The organism is Novosphingobium sp., assembly GCF_039595395.1.
Classification (GTDB): Bacteria; Pseudomonadota; Alphaproteobacteria; order Sphingomonadales; family Sphingomonadaceae; genus Novosphingobium.
Map to the genome: position 1 here is coordinate 1,790,317 of NZ_JBCNLP010000006.1, position 15,697 is coordinate 1,806,013.

13 protein-coding genes are annotated in these 15,697 nt (G+C 60.4%); 8 read left to right on the plus strand and 5 right to left on the minus strand.

What is annotated here, in order from left to right; translation table 11 throughout:
• The first annotated feature begins 393 nt into the window (after positions 1–393).
• From ABDW49_RS27445 to ABDW49_RS27460, 4 genes are all read left to right on the plus strand, one after another.
• On the plus strand, positions 394–1,500 hold the full coding sequence (locus ABDW49_RS27445; protein WP_343617006.1) for a histidine kinase dimerization/phosphoacceptor domain -containing protein: 1,107 nt from the start codon (positions 394–396) through the stop codon (positions 1,498–1,500).
• Complete coding sequence (locus ABDW49_RS27450; RefSeq protein ID WP_343617008.1) at positions 1,497–1,949, plus strand: response regulator; 453 nt, start codon at positions 1,497–1,499, stop codon at positions 1,947–1,949. The genes ABDW49_RS27445 and ABDW49_RS27450 overlap by 4 nt, the downstream gene beginning before the upstream one ends.
• 278 nt (positions 1,950–2,227) lie before the next feature.
• The gene (locus tag ABDW49_RS27455; RefSeq protein WP_343617010.1) at positions 2,228–2,449 is read left to right on the plus strand and encodes a DUF2945 domain-containing protein; all 222 of its coding nucleotides are present in this window, start codon (positions 2,228–2,230) and stop codon (positions 2,447–2,449) included.
• A gap of 71 nt (positions 2,450–2,520) precedes the next feature.
• Complete coding sequence (locus tag ABDW49_RS27460; protein ID WP_343617012.1) at positions 2,521–3,486, plus strand: TIGR01777 family oxidoreductase; 966 nt, start codon at positions 2,521–2,523, stop codon at positions 3,484–3,486.
• Between the two features lie 69 nt (positions 3,487–3,555).
• Here the strand turns inward: ABDW49_RS27460 and ABDW49_RS27465 are convergent, their stop codons facing one another.
• Entirely contained in the window at positions 3,556–3,738 is a 183-nt protein-coding gene (locus ABDW49_RS27465; protein WP_343617014.1) for a CsbD family protein, read from the minus strand.
• A gap of 247 nt (positions 3,739–3,985) precedes the next feature.
• Between ABDW49_RS27465 and ABDW49_RS27470 the strand changes: the two genes are divergently transcribed.
• The 4 genes from ABDW49_RS27470 to ABDW49_RS27485 all read left to right on the plus strand — a co-directional run bounded on the left by ABDW49_RS27470 (position 3,986) and on the right by ABDW49_RS27485 (position 9,519).
• Complete coding sequence (locus tag ABDW49_RS27470) at positions 3,986–4,357, plus strand: peroxiredoxin (protein WP_343617017.1); 372 nt, start codon at positions 3,986–3,988, stop codon at positions 4,355–4,357.
• A gap of 44 nt (positions 4,358–4,401) precedes the next feature.
• A complete protein-coding gene (locus ABDW49_RS27475; protein ID WP_343617019.1) occupies positions 4,402–5,031 on the plus strand; it encodes a glutathione S-transferase in 630 nt (209 codons plus the stop codon).
• 277 nt (positions 5,032–5,308) lie between these two features.
• On the plus strand, positions 5,309–6,373 hold the full coding sequence (locus tag ABDW49_RS27480; protein WP_343617020.1) for a LacI family DNA-binding transcriptional regulator: 1,065 nt from the start codon (positions 5,309–5,311) through the stop codon (positions 6,371–6,373).
• A 407-nt stretch (positions 6,374–6,780) separates the two neighbouring features.
• Positions 6,781–9,519: a TonB-dependent receptor gene (locus ABDW49_RS27485; protein ID WP_343617022.1), complete on the plus strand. Its 2,739-nt coding sequence runs from the start codon at positions 6,781–6,783 to the stop codon at positions 9,517–9,519.
• A gap of 226 nt (positions 9,520–9,745) precedes the next feature.
• On the opposite strand, the gene ABDW49_RS27490 is transcribed toward ABDW49_RS27485, so the two are convergent.
• The 4 genes from ABDW49_RS27490 to ABDW49_RS27505 all read right to left on the minus strand — a co-directional run bounded on the left by ABDW49_RS27490 (position 9,746) and on the right by ABDW49_RS27505 (position 15,626).
• A complete protein-coding gene (locus tag ABDW49_RS27490; protein ID WP_343617024.1) occupies positions 9,746–10,036 on the minus strand; it encodes a LacI family DNA-binding transcriptional regulator in 291 nt (96 codons plus the stop codon).
• 83 nt (positions 10,037–10,119) lie between these two features.
• Positions 10,120–11,118, minus strand: coding sequence for an alginate lyase family protein (locus ABDW49_RS27495; protein ID WP_343617026.1), 999 nt, complete (start codon positions 11,116–11,118; stop codon positions 10,120–10,122).
• Positions 11,119–11,355: 237 nt separating this feature from the next.
• The gene (locus ABDW49_RS27500) at positions 11,356–13,284 is read right to left on the minus strand and encodes a glycoside hydrolase family 97 catalytic domain-containing protein (RefSeq protein ID WP_343617028.1); all 1,929 of its coding nucleotides are present in this window, start codon (positions 13,282–13,284) and stop codon (positions 11,356–11,358) included.
• 62 nt (positions 13,285–13,346) lie between these two features.
• Complete coding sequence (locus ABDW49_RS27505) at positions 13,347–15,626, minus strand: TonB-dependent receptor (protein ID WP_343617029.1); 2,280 nt, start codon at positions 15,624–15,626, stop codon at positions 13,347–13,349.
• Between the last annotated feature and the right edge of the window lie 71 nt (positions 15,627–15,697).

Genomic DNA, 15,697 nt, shown 5'->3' on the forward strand with positions numbered 1-15,697 from the left:
GGTTATCGTATACGGTTCCGATAACAAAACGACGGCTGATCAACGTATTATCAAATGAGGCTGTCTGTGAGCCGATGACGGTGACACTATGGCTCAAACAGCACCCGCGACGGAAGGCGGCCTTCCCGCCGGGGCCCCGGAGGCGGCCGCCACCCCCGCCCGCCTTCTGCCCGCACATGGCCGATTTCCGTGGCCGCCGCGTTCGCCAGGCAATGTGCTTTGCAACCACCCGTGTTTGGGGATGATGCGCTGGCCGGTTTGCGCCTGCCGCTCCTGGCGATTTTGGGTGGACGCGCCTAACTATGAGGACGATCAGACCAGCATGGAACCCAGCAGCTCACCGTCGCTTCAATCGTGAGAGGCCGGTTGGCGGCGACTCGCCGGAGAAAGGCCTTGAGGCAGCGTGACGATTGGCATCTGACGGAAGCTCTGGATTATGAGCACGGCCGGGGAGACCCCTTTGCCGCTGCTGTTCGAGCCACCAGAATGCCGATGGTCATTACAGATCCCGCTCAGCCCGACAACCCGATCGTGTTCTGCAACGTCGCCTTCCAGGAGCTTACCGGCTATGCCCGCGAGGAAATCATAGGGCGCAATTGCCGCTTTCTGCAGGGCCCGGAGACCGACATTGAGGCTGTCTCGAGAGTCCGCGAGGCTGTCGCCAACGGGCATGATGTCGACGTCGATCTGCTCAACTATCGCAAGGACGGTAGCACTTTCTGGAATGCCCTGCACATGTCCCCTGTACGTGATAGGGACAGCGTTATCCGTTTTTATTTCGCTTCCCAGCTCAACGTGACGGATCGCATTCAGGCGCAAGAGATCGTCAACAACCAGAAATTGCTGGTTGAACGCGAGGTTGAACGGCGCACGGCGGATCTGCGCATGGCGCTAGACGCCAAAACGATCCTGCTCCACGAGGTTGATCATCGGGTCAAAAACAATCTCACGATGATCGGGTCGTTACTACGCCTGCAGGTTCGCACCATCGATGATCCCGATACGGCGGCTAAGCTAGACTCCATGCTGGAGCGGGTTGACGCACTGGCCGTGGTGCATCGCCAGCTTTACCAGTCCTCGGACATCTCTCACTTCGACGTCGGCGGTTTTGTCGTCAGCCTTGTGACCGATGTCTTGGGGTCAAGCGGGCGCACCAACATCGCGTTACACATCGACGCGCAGACGCTCTACGTCGATGCCTCCCATGCCTCGGCCCTCGGACTTATTTTTAACGAGATCTTCACGAATGCCATCAAACACGCATTTGCTGATGGTCGCCCTGGAAAGCTATCCGTATCGGTGCAGACCAAAGATGGATGGGGCACCATCAGCATCTCGGACGATGGGCCGGGTATGCCGACATCGAAGCGCACCAAAAGCATTGGCTTAGCATTAATCACCCGTTTGGCCCGCCAGGCCAAGGCCGAGGTGATTTGGGCCAATAATGCTCCGGGCACCTGCGTAACGGTGCGAGTCCCCCTTACAGGAGTGTCCCAGTGACAGAAGTTCTGGACGTTTTGATTGTTGAAGACGAAATGCTGCTGGCAATGGACATCGGGACGATGGTTGAGGACAGTGGCCACAACGTCCTGGCAGAAGCAGCTTGCCTCGAAGACGTTGAAGAGCTACCCGATACGATCAAACCGCAACTGGCTTTTGTCGATCTCCATTTGGCCCACGGCTCGAGCGGGCTGGACGTCTGCCGCGTGATTCAAAAGCGATGGCCCCAAGCGCTGATCATATTCGTGACCGCCAATGTTTCGAAAATTCCGGAGGATTTCCTGGGCGCTCATGGGGTGATCGCCAAGCCGTTTTCCAATTCGGGGATCGTCAACGCGCTTCATTATTTGGCAGAGGGAGTGTTCGATCCGCCGCCCAACGTGCCACGACCCGCCAGCCTGATACCCTCCCCCCATCTGCAGCGCCGATGGGAGAAGCGTCCGATTTGAAGGACACTTGAGGCGTGCTTGGATGTATCCGGGGCTCTGGCGATAAGGGAACGACACCACGCAACGGTCATGATCGATGGAGATTTACAAATCATGCCGCAATGCTGCACTTACTGTTTGCGAGGTAACGATCATTGTCTGGGGCCGCGAACATAGCCGACCGTCACTGGCTTCAGCCGCCTGCTCAATAGCCGCTCTCCGTTCATCTCACCTGAGAAGGCCGCAGGGGAGTTCGGCGCGGTTCAGTTTTTCTTTTCGAAAACTCAAAGGAGCGGACCATGCGTAAGACGCTGGTAAAAGGACAGAAGGTCAGCTGGAACAGCCATGCCGGCACAGCCCATGGCAAGGTTGTCAAAACGATCACCAGCCCGACCAGGGTTAAAAAGCATAAGGTCGCCGCTTCGCCCGACAACCCAGAGGTGATTGTCGAGACCGCGGAAGGCAAGCGCGCGGCTCACAAACCCTCGGCTCTGAGGCTCGATGGTCGGAGCGAGGCATGATGCCAGACGGCACTGCCGTGAGACAACGCGTCAATGCAGCTTATTTGGCCCTATCGAGCAGGATTTAAGCGATGCCGACAATGACACCGCGTGACCCCGTTTCCTTGGCAAGTGGCCTCCCAGGATCGCATTCCATACTTGTAACTGGCGGCACCGGTTTTATCGGCACCCGGCTCGTAGCCGCAATGTCGGCAGCCGGTCATCACGTCACCGTTCTCACCCGGGGAGGCGCGAAGGCGGACACCTCGCGCCTCCCGCGTGTTCGCATCGTCAAGGCATTGTCCGACATCGGCAATGACACCCCTGTTGATGCCATTGTCAATCTGGCAGGCGAGCCCATTTCCAACAGTCCATGGACCACTAGCAAGCGACGGCGCATCATGAACTCCCGGCTTGAGGTGACCAATCAAGTGGTAAGCTTGATCGCACGGCTTGACCGCAAGCCCAAGGTCCTGGTCAGCGGCTCGGCCATCGGTTGGTATGGTCTGCGCGGTGACGAGGAGTTGACGGAGGCGAGCAACGGGACTCCATGCTTTTCACGCCAAGTCTGTGTGTGTTGGGAACAAGCGGCTTTGGGTGCGCAGTCTTTGGGGGTGCGCACGGTGCTGCTACGGACCGGGCTGGTGCTCGATCACGACGGAGGCATGCTGGCGCGGCTCCTACTGCCCTTTAAGCTCGGGCTCGGGGGTACATTCGGCGACGGTCGTCATGTCATGAGCTGGATACACTGCGACGATCTGGCGCGTTTGATCGTGCACATCATCGCCAAGCCTGATCTTTCTGGCCCCGTCAACGGCACGGCACCGCAGCCAGTGACCAACACCGTCTTCACGCAAACACTGGCCGGCGTTCTGCACCGTCCGGCGCTGCTTCCCATCCCGGCATGGCCTCTTCGGGCTATGCTCGGCGATTTTGCCCACGAACTCTTGCTTTCGGGACAGCGAGTTTTGCCCAGGGCAGCCTCGGACAGTGGCTTTGTTTTCTGGTACCCCGATTTGCGTGGTGCGCTTGATGAGATCATCAACGACAAGGGGTGACGCAGAGGCAGGCACAAAAAGCCCCGGACCGCTCTTTTGCAACGATCCGGGGGCTTTTTTGGGGGTTGGTCAGATCTTGTCGCCCAAGGCGCCTTTGACACTGCCCTTCACATCCTGCGCAGTTCCCTTGAGCTGCTGTGCCTTGCCTTCGGCCTCCAGCTCGGCGTTGTGCGTCGCCTCGCCATACAGTTCCTTGGCCTTGCCGGCGATCTTGTTGCCGGCCGCATCGAGCTTGTCGGTGAATTCACCCATGATTGGCTCCTCTGAAGATAGGACACGGGGTCGTGCCGTCGTTGATCTGATGTGGGCGAAACATCCGGTGGCGCCTAGTGTTCCATCACGGGAACGCTAGTGAGCACCGACGCCGCCGACGCCGATCTCGACACGGTGGTGTCCCATCTTGCCAAGGCGCATGATGTCCAACACGCCACCTGAGACGTGCATAACCGGGATTGAAGCCCGCCTGTCAACGGCGATCTGATTTTAGGCCAGCGCGGTCGTGCTCTATTTCTTCTTTGCCGCCTTCACCAGCTGCTGCACCATTGAGGCCCATGAGTTTTCCGAAGCCACCGATGCTTTCCACGCCGCCAGGGCAACCGTGATCGGCCTGTCGGATGATCCTCTCGCCAAGCTCAGCCGCTTTTCCGTCACCGAATGCCGCAACAAATTCGCCGTCGGCGTGGCCAGCAGCCTTGTGATCAAGGCCTATGAGGTCAAGCTGCCGGTGCTCTCCATGTCGGATCGCACTAGCTATGTCATCGCGCCCGACGGCACCATCCTGATGTCCTATTCCGCCTTCAGCCCGCCGGGCCATGTCGAGCGGTCGCTGGCTGCCGTGAAGGCATGGCGGGTAACCCATCCCGCAAGCTGAACATTGGCCGCCCCGAATCGTTGGGAAAGCAAAGGAGCAGGCCCATGATCACCGTCCATCATCTGGAAAACTCGCGCTCGCAGCGCGTACTCTGGCTGCTGGAGGAGCTGGGCCTGCCTTATGAGATCAGGCGTTACGCGCGGATCCCCAAAACGATGCTGGCGCCGCCCGAACTGCGGGCCGTCCATCCCTTGGGCAAATCGCCGGTCATCGTTGATGATGAGGGGAACCGTACCATCGCGGAGACCGGGGCGATCATCGCCTATCTGGTCGACAAGGCCGGTGGCCGTCTGGGCGCGCCTGCCGATGAAGCGTCGATGCTGCGCTATCGTTTCTATCTGCATTATGCCGAAGGGTCGCTGATGCCGCCGCTGCTCGTCAAGCTGGTGCTGGGCAAGGTGCCGCTTCTGGGCGGGATGGCGCAAAAGCGCATCCAGCCGATGATCGACGTTCATCTCGATTTCGTGGAAAGCGAGCTGGCCTCCCGCCCGTGGTTTGCCGGAGAGGTCTTGACCGCCGCCGACATCACCATGAGTTTCCCGCTAGAAGCCGCCCGCGACCGGGCCGGGCTCGATGCCAGCCGCCCCGCGACCTCGGCATGGCTGGACACCATCCACAGCCGCCCCGCCTATCAGGCCGCGGTGTCCAGGGGCGGCCCCTACAGGCTGGCGTGAATGCTTCGCCGACCCCTCGCTACAGACTGGATGCGCTGACAAAGCGGTTATTCGGCGTCCCCTGCGCATTCCTCAACAGCGGCCCTCCATTCATCCCTGGCGAGCCCCTCCGGCAAGCCCGGTGCGGTTCACGATGGGCCAACCCCTTCGAAATTAATCCTTGCCTCTCAGGGAGCGCTTGTGGAAGGCATCGGCCAGATTTGGTCGAACTCTTGGTCGAGCCTATGTCAGAAACCGGCCGGTTTCCTGTTGCCAGCTTCAGTCGCGAGAAAAAGGGATGACATTGACGGACAGCGAGATAGCACCGGCTGCCGAAGCCCGGCGCGCGGTCACGCTGCAGGACGTTGCACGACATGCGGGCGTTTCGAAGATGACTGTATCGCGCGTCGTCAACGGGCAAAAGGTGCGTGACGCGCTGCGCGTCAAGGTCGAAGCCTCGCTGAAGACCTTGGCCTATGTCACAAATGCCACAGCGCGCGCGGCGCGAACCGGTTCGCTTCGGATCGGCATGATCATCAACAATCCACGCTCGCTCAATCTTGGCGATTTCCTGATGGGTGCCTCGCAACGCGCAGCGCTTGATGGCAGTCAAATGCTGATCGAAGCTGTGACGAACCATAGCAATCCCGCAGAAGCCGTGCGCAGAGTCGTCACAATGGGAGCCGATGGCGTCATCCTTCCGCCACCCTTGTCCGACTCCCTGGACATACTCGACATAGTCTGGGGCGCAGGCATTCCAGCACTCAGTTTTGCCGCAGCCGAGCTTCGATCACATTCTTCCGCTGTCCTCATCGATGACTTCGACGGCGCGCGGACGATGACGCGCCGCCTTATTGAGCTGGGGCACCGCGACATCGCCTTCGTCAGGGGCGATCCGCGCCATTCCCCGGCAATGCGCCGCGAAGAGGGCTTTCGCGCAGCGATGGCCGAGGCACGGTTGCCGATCAATCCGGCATGGCTGGAAGAGGGATCGTTTTCCTTTCGGCTGGGGCTCGATGCCGGTCGACGGTTGCTCGATCAAGCGCAAGGCTCCCGCCCCACGGCCATCTTCGCAAGCAATGACGAGATGGCTGCGGCGATCGCAGCGATCGCGCTCGGAATGGGGATCAGCATTCCTGGCGAGCTGAGCATTGCAGGCTTCGACGACACCCCCATCGCCTCGCTGATGTGGCCGCCGTTGACGACCATTCATCAGCCCATCGCCATGATGGCAGCGACCGCGGTCGAGATTCTGACTGATGTCATTCGGCAGCACAAGTTGGGCAAGAAGCCTGCGCCGCGACATTATATCGTCCCCTTCAGCCTCGTCGAACGCCATTCGACCGGGCCGCTGCGCGTCTAATTTCTTAACCGGTCGTTCTGATCGAAAACCTTCCCGTGACAGGGGAAGGCAGGAACTGCGCTGCCCGCTCGCCGGCGCGGCCCATCGCCGCTGCATGCTTTCAGCGCGCCCTGCGCCCCCAGCCGGATGGCTGCTGACTGTTCCTGGCAATGGCGTGCCATCACGCACTGAGTACGACCAAACGCGACCCTGATAAATATCGATAACAGCCCATCGAGACTGTAACCGCCCAAGAAATAGAAGGAAAATTCCGGCTCAAAATGCCCTTATATGGGATTTTGTTGCCATTTTGCATCATTTGGTTGGACAAAAGCCGAAAGGGCCATGGTGAGATGGACTCAGAAAACAGATATCGATAACAGACTCGCCTGCGCCGCAGCCCAAACCAGAGCGCAAGGGGATGCCAGATGGATTTTAAAGCAGATATCATCGCGCGACCCGCTCCTTTGAAGCGGATTGTGGCCACCCTCCTTGCCGGATCGGCGCTGGCCTCCCTCGCGCCTGCCGCCCAGGCTGCAGAACAGCCGAGTTCTCCAAATCAGGGCGCCGCTGCAACCAGCGGCGCGGCTGCCCCCAAACCTGCTGCGCAGGCGGCCCAGAGCAGGGACGAGGGCCAGGAAGCGACCAAGGACATTGTCGTGACCGGCGTGATGAGCGCGACCAAGCGTCGTGACGCTCCAATCGCACTCTCTACGGTTTCGGCCGATACCATCGCACGGACCGCTCCGGTCAGTGCCGCAGATGCCCTGAAAAACGTCCCGGGCGTGTATGTGAACTCATCGGTGGGCGAAACGCGCAACATTGTATATGCGCGCGGGCTCTCGGTGGGGACCCAATCGGCAACCTCAGGCTATTATTTCGTGACCCTGCTTGAGGATGGCCTGCCCACCCTGGGCATTCAGGGCAGCGGCTATCAGCCAGACATCTTCTTCCGCCAGGACATCAACGTCGATCATATCGAGGCATTGCGCGGCGGCAGCGCCACGGTAACTGGTCCCAATGCTCCAGGTGGCCTGTTCAACTACATCTCCCGTAACGCTCTGACCGATCATTCGGGCGGTCGTGCGAGCGTTCGCGTCGGCCTTGAAGGCGACGGCGGTCCTTATCAGCGCGGCGATTTCTATTACGGGGCTCCGATCAAGGATTCCAACATCGGCGCGGCCATCGGCGGCTTTTACCGCCGTTCCTTCGGATCGCGCCCGACGCCCTATGCCTTCAACAATGGCGGGGAGGTCAAGGGGTCGCTCGGCTGGGACTACGGTCATGGCACTCTGCTGCTCTACGGCAAATATCTCAACGACCACAATGGCTCCTACGATTCCGAGCGCATCCCCTCGATCGGCTTTACCAACCCACAGGTGGCGCCGGGCCTGTCGCGTACGGACAACTACTATCTTGGGACCGCCTCGGCCTATACGGTTCCCGGGGCTGGCCCGATCGCCTCGCAGCGCTTCGATCCTTCGGACCTCGACCACTCGATCTCGCGTCAGATCGGCCTGAAGTGGGAGCATAAATTCGATTCGGGGATCAAGATCACCAATCACTTCCGCTTCATGAGCAACGACCTCAAGCTCAACCAGACCAATGTCGGCACCTATGGGCTGGACAATCCCAATCTTTGGGCGGTGGTCGGTTTCAGCGCGGCAGGCCTGTCCAATCGCAACGGCACGATAACGCTCAGCAATTCTGCCGGCCAGGTCATGGCGAGGGTCGGCACGACGACGGCGGGGGTCTATTCCATTCTCGCCAATAACCTGCCCAACCAACAGGTGCTCAACAATGGGGTGATGGCCGGCACCGGCACCTCTACGGCCATGCATGACGATACCTGGGTGGATCAATTCACCGCCACCAAGCAGTTTAAGCGTCTGACCGTCACGGTGGGCACCTATCTGTCGCGTTCGGCCTTCCATCGCTACCTTCTCGCCCCAGGCGGCTATATCTCCGGAATTCAGAACGATCCCTCGGCCTATTCGGTGAGCTTCTCCGACCAGGCAACGGGCAACACCTATCAGATCACCAATCCGGCAGGATTTGGCGCGATCGATGCTGCCCCCCAGTCGAACTATGTCCGCAACCGCTCGACCTCCGCTTTCGGGGGAGCGACATGGAAGGTGACGGACAAGCTCACACTGGATGCCGGGCTGCGCTTCGAGAGCTTCGGCTTTAGGGGGACCAATCTTAATGCCACTGCCAACAGCAGCGCGAAGTCGCGCACCTTTGGCGGGCTCGACGGCAATCCGCTGACCATTTACGACAATGTCTATGGTCTCATGACCAATCAGGTGAATTTCGACCGTTCGCTGCAATTTGTTAACTGGAGCGCCGCGGTCAGCTACAAGGTCTCTTCGGCCTTTTCTTCCTATTTCCGTTATTCACACGGTTACAAGAACGGTGATGGCCTGTGGGCAGGCTATGACACCGCCTTCAAGGCGCAGAACCAGCCGATCACCCCCCCTGTGATCACCCAATATGAGGCCGGCTTCAATTACGGCGCCCATCACGTGAACTTGTCGGTCACCCCCTTCTTCACCGTGATGGACAAGGTCAATGTGGTGGCAATCGGAACCAATCTGGATGGCACGACCTATGTGACGCCGCCCGCATTCAACAAGACGCGAGTCTATGGTGTCGAAATCGAGGGCACGGTGGGGCCTTTTGCCGGGTTCACCACCCATGCGGCTTTGACCTTCCAGCGCGGCAAGGCACTGCAGTGGTATGTGTGGAACCTTGGGCAGGTCGGCAGCCAGGATGACGTTCTGCAATCCTTCCCGAACAGCGCACTGGAGAACCTTCCCAAGCTTCAGGGCCGTGTCGGCGTGGAATATGTCCGTGGTCGCTTCGACGGCCTCGTCAACTTCACATATCTGGGATCACGGCCCAACAGCTATCTGGGAACAACCGTTTTTCCTGCTCAGACCCAAACCGATCTGTCGCTCTTTTACGACGTCACCACCAATTTCCGTCTCGGCCTCAACGTCAACAACCTCTTCAACACGGTCGGAATCTTCTCCTTGCAGAATCCCAATCTCCCGGTCTCTGGCCTGACCCAGGCCCAGCTGCAGGCGCAATATCCCAATGCGACGACCGGCATCGCCACGACCCAGCCGCGCTCCTATTTTCTGACAGGATCGGTGCGCTTCTGAGCCGGAGCATGCGCGGCATTCACGACCAAGCGGGCAGGCCTCACAGCCTGCCCGCTATTTTTTTGTCCCGCCACAGGAAGGCTCGCTTCGTCCTCTGGGGGGTCAGAAAGAGGCTCAGAGCCGCCGGTTGGTCAAGATTGCCATCGCCAACCGTCCAGCCCGAGGCGCAGCGAATTGCCCAGGCCCCCAAACCTGGCGATAGCCCACTGGGTTCTAGACCAGTGGGCTAGATCGGAAGGAACCGCGAACGCTCCCGAATGACGAGTTTCATTCCAACCCTTGAAGAACCAACCGGCCACCCTTCCCGCGCCGCAAGCATGCGTCGCACAGGCGAGGCCATCGGATCGACCTGATAGGCAAGATCGCGGGCGATGGCCTCTATTCTCTTGCCCGTGGCTCTTGCCGCACAGCTTGATCCCGAAAGCGCACGAGACACCATCGACTGGCTCACGCCGGCCTTTTCAGCCACATCACAGGAGGTTGCCCGAAATATCGCCTTGCCGGATGCCTGACGCATCACAGCTGCCCTCTGGGCAAGTGGCGAGATGCGCTTGCGTCATGGGCCCCGAAAGGCCCAATGACAGAAGACCCCAGAGCCTCTCACGGCCTCGTGGAGGTTAGCGTGCCATATCCGAGCTGATCGAAGCCACCGCTGTTGGGACCATAATCGCCACCACCGCCATCGATGCCGTTCTTTCGGATCATCTCCTGCAACTCGGGCGCTTCGAGCCCTTTGCGCTTGACGTAATGGTTGAAGATCAATGCCCAGACTGGGCGCACCTGCCCGCGCATCTTGTCGGAGATCACGCTCTGGGTGACATCGCTGTTGGTGTAGGTGGTGTAGGGCACGTCCTGACCAAGATTGTAGCGCGCAACATACCGTGCAGCCGCCAGCAGCCGGTTGTCGTCGGCCGCGAACAGATCGTCACCCTGTTGCCAGGCCATTTCGCAGATCGTCCCGGCTAGACCCAGCCCCATCAGGCTGTGGCCCTGATCGCGCCCGCTTTCCTGCCACTGGGCCAAGCCTCCAGGATAGACCTGCCATGCCGCCTTACCGATGGCACCGTTGCCCTCGCCATGAAGATAATACTCGCGGGCCTGCTCATAGAGGTCCCGGTGGTCGGTTAGGATGCCGATCGCCATCAACGAGGCCAGATTGCACAGATCCCAGTTCGCCCAATAATGGTCGATCTTGGCACCGTTGTGATGGGTCAAGAAATCGCGGTTCATCGGCGCAATCACATCGAGGAGCATCTTGTGGAAGGCGGCCTGATCGGTTTGCGACCAGCCGGGGAAATCCCGAAGCGTTTCACCCGCGATGGCCAATTGATAGCCGTAGATCCCCGAGGCCAGATATCTGTCCGAGGTGCCGGTGATGGTCTTGAGCGTGCGCGCCCAGGCGTTGAGAATGCGTGCTGCCGCAGCGCCTCGCTTGCGGTCACCGCTGATGCGCCAATCCAGGGCAAGAGCATAGGCGGCCGCTGTATCGTTGAAGAGGTTGGCATAATTTTCGCGGGGACCGCCCACCTGCGTGCCGCGCACGACCACCTCGACATCCCGAGCCCAATAACTGGTGCTGTCATGGGAGTTGGCCCGCATTTTTGCAAAATCCGCGGCCCAGGGATCGCGCTGTTGTTTTACGGCTTCAGCGATCGCGGTGAAGTCGGCTGCCGAATTCAGTGCTCCTGGATGGCGCAGCCCTGCTTGCGCCGCATGCGCTGGCAACGCGCTCAATGCCAGGCAGATCAAGCTCAGCCCGGCTTGGGCGGTTGGCAGCCTCATACCATACATAGATGTCATCCATCGTTCCTGTCAGAAGAACCGCGATCCAGATCGTCACATCGGCTCGAAGATGATCGCCTGTCCGCCGGAGGGCGCCAAGCTCAGCTCCAGCCTGCTTTCGGGCCCGACGATGTCCTGTGTGAGCACAACCGGCGTGGCGAAAGGTCTCTCGCCGGGCGGCCCGTCGGCAAAGCGGCGAGCCCGCCAGCGGCCCTTGGTGAGAAAGCCCAGCGAGAGGCTGAGCTTGCGCTCCTTCTCATTGGTCATCGCACCCAGGAACCATCGTCCCCGGGCATATCGCGCAACCGCGACATGCTCCCCGATAGCGCCCGAGAGAGCGACCGTCTGCTCCCAGCTCGTCGGACATTCGTCGAAGAAGGCAAGCTCCGGCCAGGCGCGCCCCGCATATTTCTCCGGCCCATCATACCAATAAAGGAAGGTCAGCGGATTGTAGTAGACCGCAGCCATGGCGAGCTGATGCGCATTGGTTGTCTGGTTGCGCGGGTTCGCATAGCAGATCGTGTAATCGATCGGTCCGGCAATCGCCCGGGTGAAGGGCAGCGTGACATTATGGGTCGCGGTGGGGAAATGTTCGTTTCCGCGCACGCCTTCCAGAGCGATATAATTCGGATAGGTGCGTTCGAGCCCGGCAGGACGGAGATTGTCATGCAGGCTGACCATCAGGCCCTGCGCGCCACAAGCCGCAACCAAGCCCGAAATGAAGTCGACATCGCTTTGTCGCCCTTCCCACATGAAGCCGAATTTGATCCCGACAACGCCCCAAGAGCGATAGGTTTTGAGGATTGCATCGAGCTGCCGCATGGCGGGAACGCGATCGACATAGAGGATCATGCCCAGCCCCTTCGACCGGGCATGCGCGATCACCTTGTGAATATCGATCGCCGGAATGGCATAGGTCGCATCGCTCGGATCGGTGCCGTCGCCATACCAATGGGCATCCCATTCGACATAATCGAGCTTGCGGGCCGCCGCGAAATCGATGGTGTCGAGGCCAATCTGGGTCGTGTAGCCGCGAATCCGCACCGCCCGACCTGGCTTGATCCAGGAGACCTCACTCAGCCGCGACGGGGTGGCAAGCGTCGGGACCAGATCCTGGCGTTCGAGCAGGCCGACCGCATCAGGCGAGACGACGACGACGCGCCAGGGCGTGAAGGCCCCCGCTTCGATCGAGAAGTGATGCTCGGCCGGAGTATCGCCCGGCCCTGACCAGCCGGTTGCCCGCCCGGGATATCTCATCAACCGGGTCACAAGGCCGCGCGCCGTGCTCTCCAGCATCATGCGTGGATAATGGAGGCGATCGCTTTCGGTGATGAGCAGAGTGGTGCCATCGGCAAGCTGCGCCGTGAGTGGGATGTCAGCGGGCCCCTGCGGATCGCTGCTTGCCGTCAAAGGCGGATCGGGAATGGGGGATACGCCGGTCTGGCGCGCAACCTGATACTCCCCTTCGTCTCTGCTGGCATGGATGATCGCTTCCGCCGGAAGCCGGAACTGCATGGCCTCTCCCGCGACGACCAGGGATTGCCCCGGCGCGGCGAGAAGATGAAAGCGAAGGGCGACGCCCGCGTCATAAGCCCGAGCGATCACGGCAAACCGGATGTTCCCCGTCCTGTCGCGCAAGAGCAGCTCCACCTCGCCACAGGCCTCGCTGCAAGTGGAGCGAATGCCGAAGGGCGGCGACCAGCTCCCCTCGATCCGCCGGCTTCTCGTGCCTGTCACCAGGGCTTGGGGTCCAAGAGCCTCGTGATCGACAAGCTCAAGCGCCAAAGGCGAAGGCTCGATGATGGTTCGACCACCCAGGCGCACCGACCAGGCAAGCGGATGGAGGTGCAGCTCGACCTCGATCTTGCCATTTGGCGAGGCGGCGACATAACGCGCAGCCGCCCGTCCCCTCGCCGCCCCCGCTACCGCAGGAACGCTTGCCAGGCCGAGCATCACCTTGCGCCGTGAGGTTTCGAAACGCATGGTATCTCCTTAAACGCGGCGCGGGCAGGACAGCCGCAGCGTCCTGCCCGCACCTGGGATGATCAATATTTGAAGCCGAGCGTCACACCAGCATAGCGGTGGAAATCGCGCGGCAGGTAGCCGGCAAGAGCCGTGCTGTTGCCCCACAGGCTCGCACGGTTGTCGATACGGGAGTAATATTGCGTGTCGAAGAGGTTGTTGATGAAGGCGGTGATCTTGAAGCGATCGTCGTTAGGCGAGACGCTCAGGCCCAGATTGAAGATGCCGTAAGCCCCCTGAACCGTCGAGGGATCGCCGGTCAGTGTGTAATTGACCTTGCTCTGCCAGGTATAATGCGCAGTGACCGCCGCCTTCAGATTGCTGCCCACCGGCACGCGATATTCGCCGCCCAGATCCATCTTCCAACGCGGCGCATTCGGCAGGACATAACCAGCTTCATTCTGCTGATTGCCAATGCAGCCGGTAGCCGCTGTCTGGCCGGGATAGCAGGCCCCGTTGGGATAGTTGACGATCTTGGCGTCGGTATAGGTGATCCCGGCATTGAGGCGCAGCGCGTCGGTGACGCGAGCGCTGCTTTCAAGCTCGACGCCGCGCGTGCGCACTTTGCCGACATTGGCCAGCACAGGCGTGGCAGCGATATCGGGCAGCAGACCCTGTGCCTGGAAGTTACTGTAATCGGTCCAGAAACCGGTAAGGTTCAGCGTGATCCGCCGGTTCAGGAACTGGCTTCGCAGGCCGATCTCATAATCGTTGGAATGCTCTGCTTTGACGGGGAAGTTGGCGGCAATCGTGGCATTGAGAGCGCTGGTCAGATCGTAAGCCTGCCCCTTATAGCCGCGCACATAGGTGGCAAAGACCATCACATCGCGGGCGAGGTCGTGCTGCAAACCGAACTTACCGGTGACGGTGTTGTCCTTGTTTTTCCCGCTGAAATACTGGCCGGTGGTGTTCTTGTAGAACTGATAGCCGATATCCTCGCTGTTGGCGCGCAGACCGGCGATCACGCGGCTCCCCTGGGCAAAATCCCAGGTCGCCTGACCGAACACCGCATAATTCTTCGATGTGGCATAAGCATCGTAGCTGGCGAAATTGTAGGTGGGACCGCGACGGAAATGCCCTTCGCCCCCAAAGCTCTGAAAATAGAGGCCTGCGACATATTTGAGTGGCCCGGTATCGGGCGAGGTCAAGCGAAGCTCCTGGGTCCAGGTTTCTACCCGGTTGTTGACGGTCTGGATATAATTGGGCGCGGCGACGCCACCATTGTTGGCCGTCGCGATCGGCAGGTCGGAGAAATCATTGTCGACACCGCTGTAGAGCTTGAAGAGCTGGTGCGAGGTGACTGACAGCAGGGACAGGCCGGAATCCAGCGAATAGCCGATCTTGCCATATTCCTCCAGAAACTGGCTGTTGGCATAGAGCGGGCTGTCGAGGCGCACGGTGTTGTTCTTGCGATTGACGGTCTCGCCCGCGGTCACCTGCGCGCCGGTGTAATTGGTGCCGAGCAGCTTCGCGTTGGGATCGAGCTGGATGTAGCTTGCCGAACAGCAATTGGATTTCACACGGTTGTACAGCACACCGCCGGTGAGTGTGAGAGCGTCGGTCGCATCCCAGCGCAGCACGCCCTTCAACGTCGAATTCGTCAGGCCGTTGATCTTGTCACCGGTCGTCAGATTCGTCGTGGGCCCCGCCCAGGTCGAGGTCGCGCCGGTGATGCGGTAAGACAGGTTCTTGGTCAGCGGGCCTGCGGCGGTGAGGCCCACGCGGTACTCCTGATCGGTTGTCGCCGTTGCTTGGCCGCTGACCGTGAAAGTATCGCTGGGGCCTTTGGAAACGACGTTGATAACGCCGGCCGAAGCGCTCTTGCCGAACAGCGTGCTCTGCGGGCCGCGAAGCACTTCGACCCGCTCGACGTCACCCAGATCGCTGGTCAGGGCCTGGGCCTGATAGGCCTGAGGCACGTCGTCCACGATGACCGCGACTGCCGGTTCTACCGCGATCGAGAAGGCGAAGGTCCCCACGCCGCGCAGGATGATCGACGTGTTGGCGGGCTGGGATTCCGGTGTGATCGTCAGGGAGGAGCTGGCCTTGGCCAGATCCTGAAGGTTCTGGGCCCCCGAAGCACCAATCGCAGCCGGACTCAGAACAGAAACGGCAACGGGCACTTTCTGCACATTTTCCGAACGCTTTTGCGCCGTCACCACGATCTCTCCGCCATCGGGGACCGAGGGTGCTTCGGCTTTCGCAGCCGGTTGCGCCTGTGCGAATGCGACACCGCCGAACGGGGCAAAGGCCATTGCGGCCAGCGAGCACGAGGCAAACAAGGCTCGAGACATGCTCTTCATCAGAAATCCTCCCTCCAACAGCCGGAGGCCCCTTCCTTTTGGAACGAGTCGCTTCACGTGCTGTTATCGAT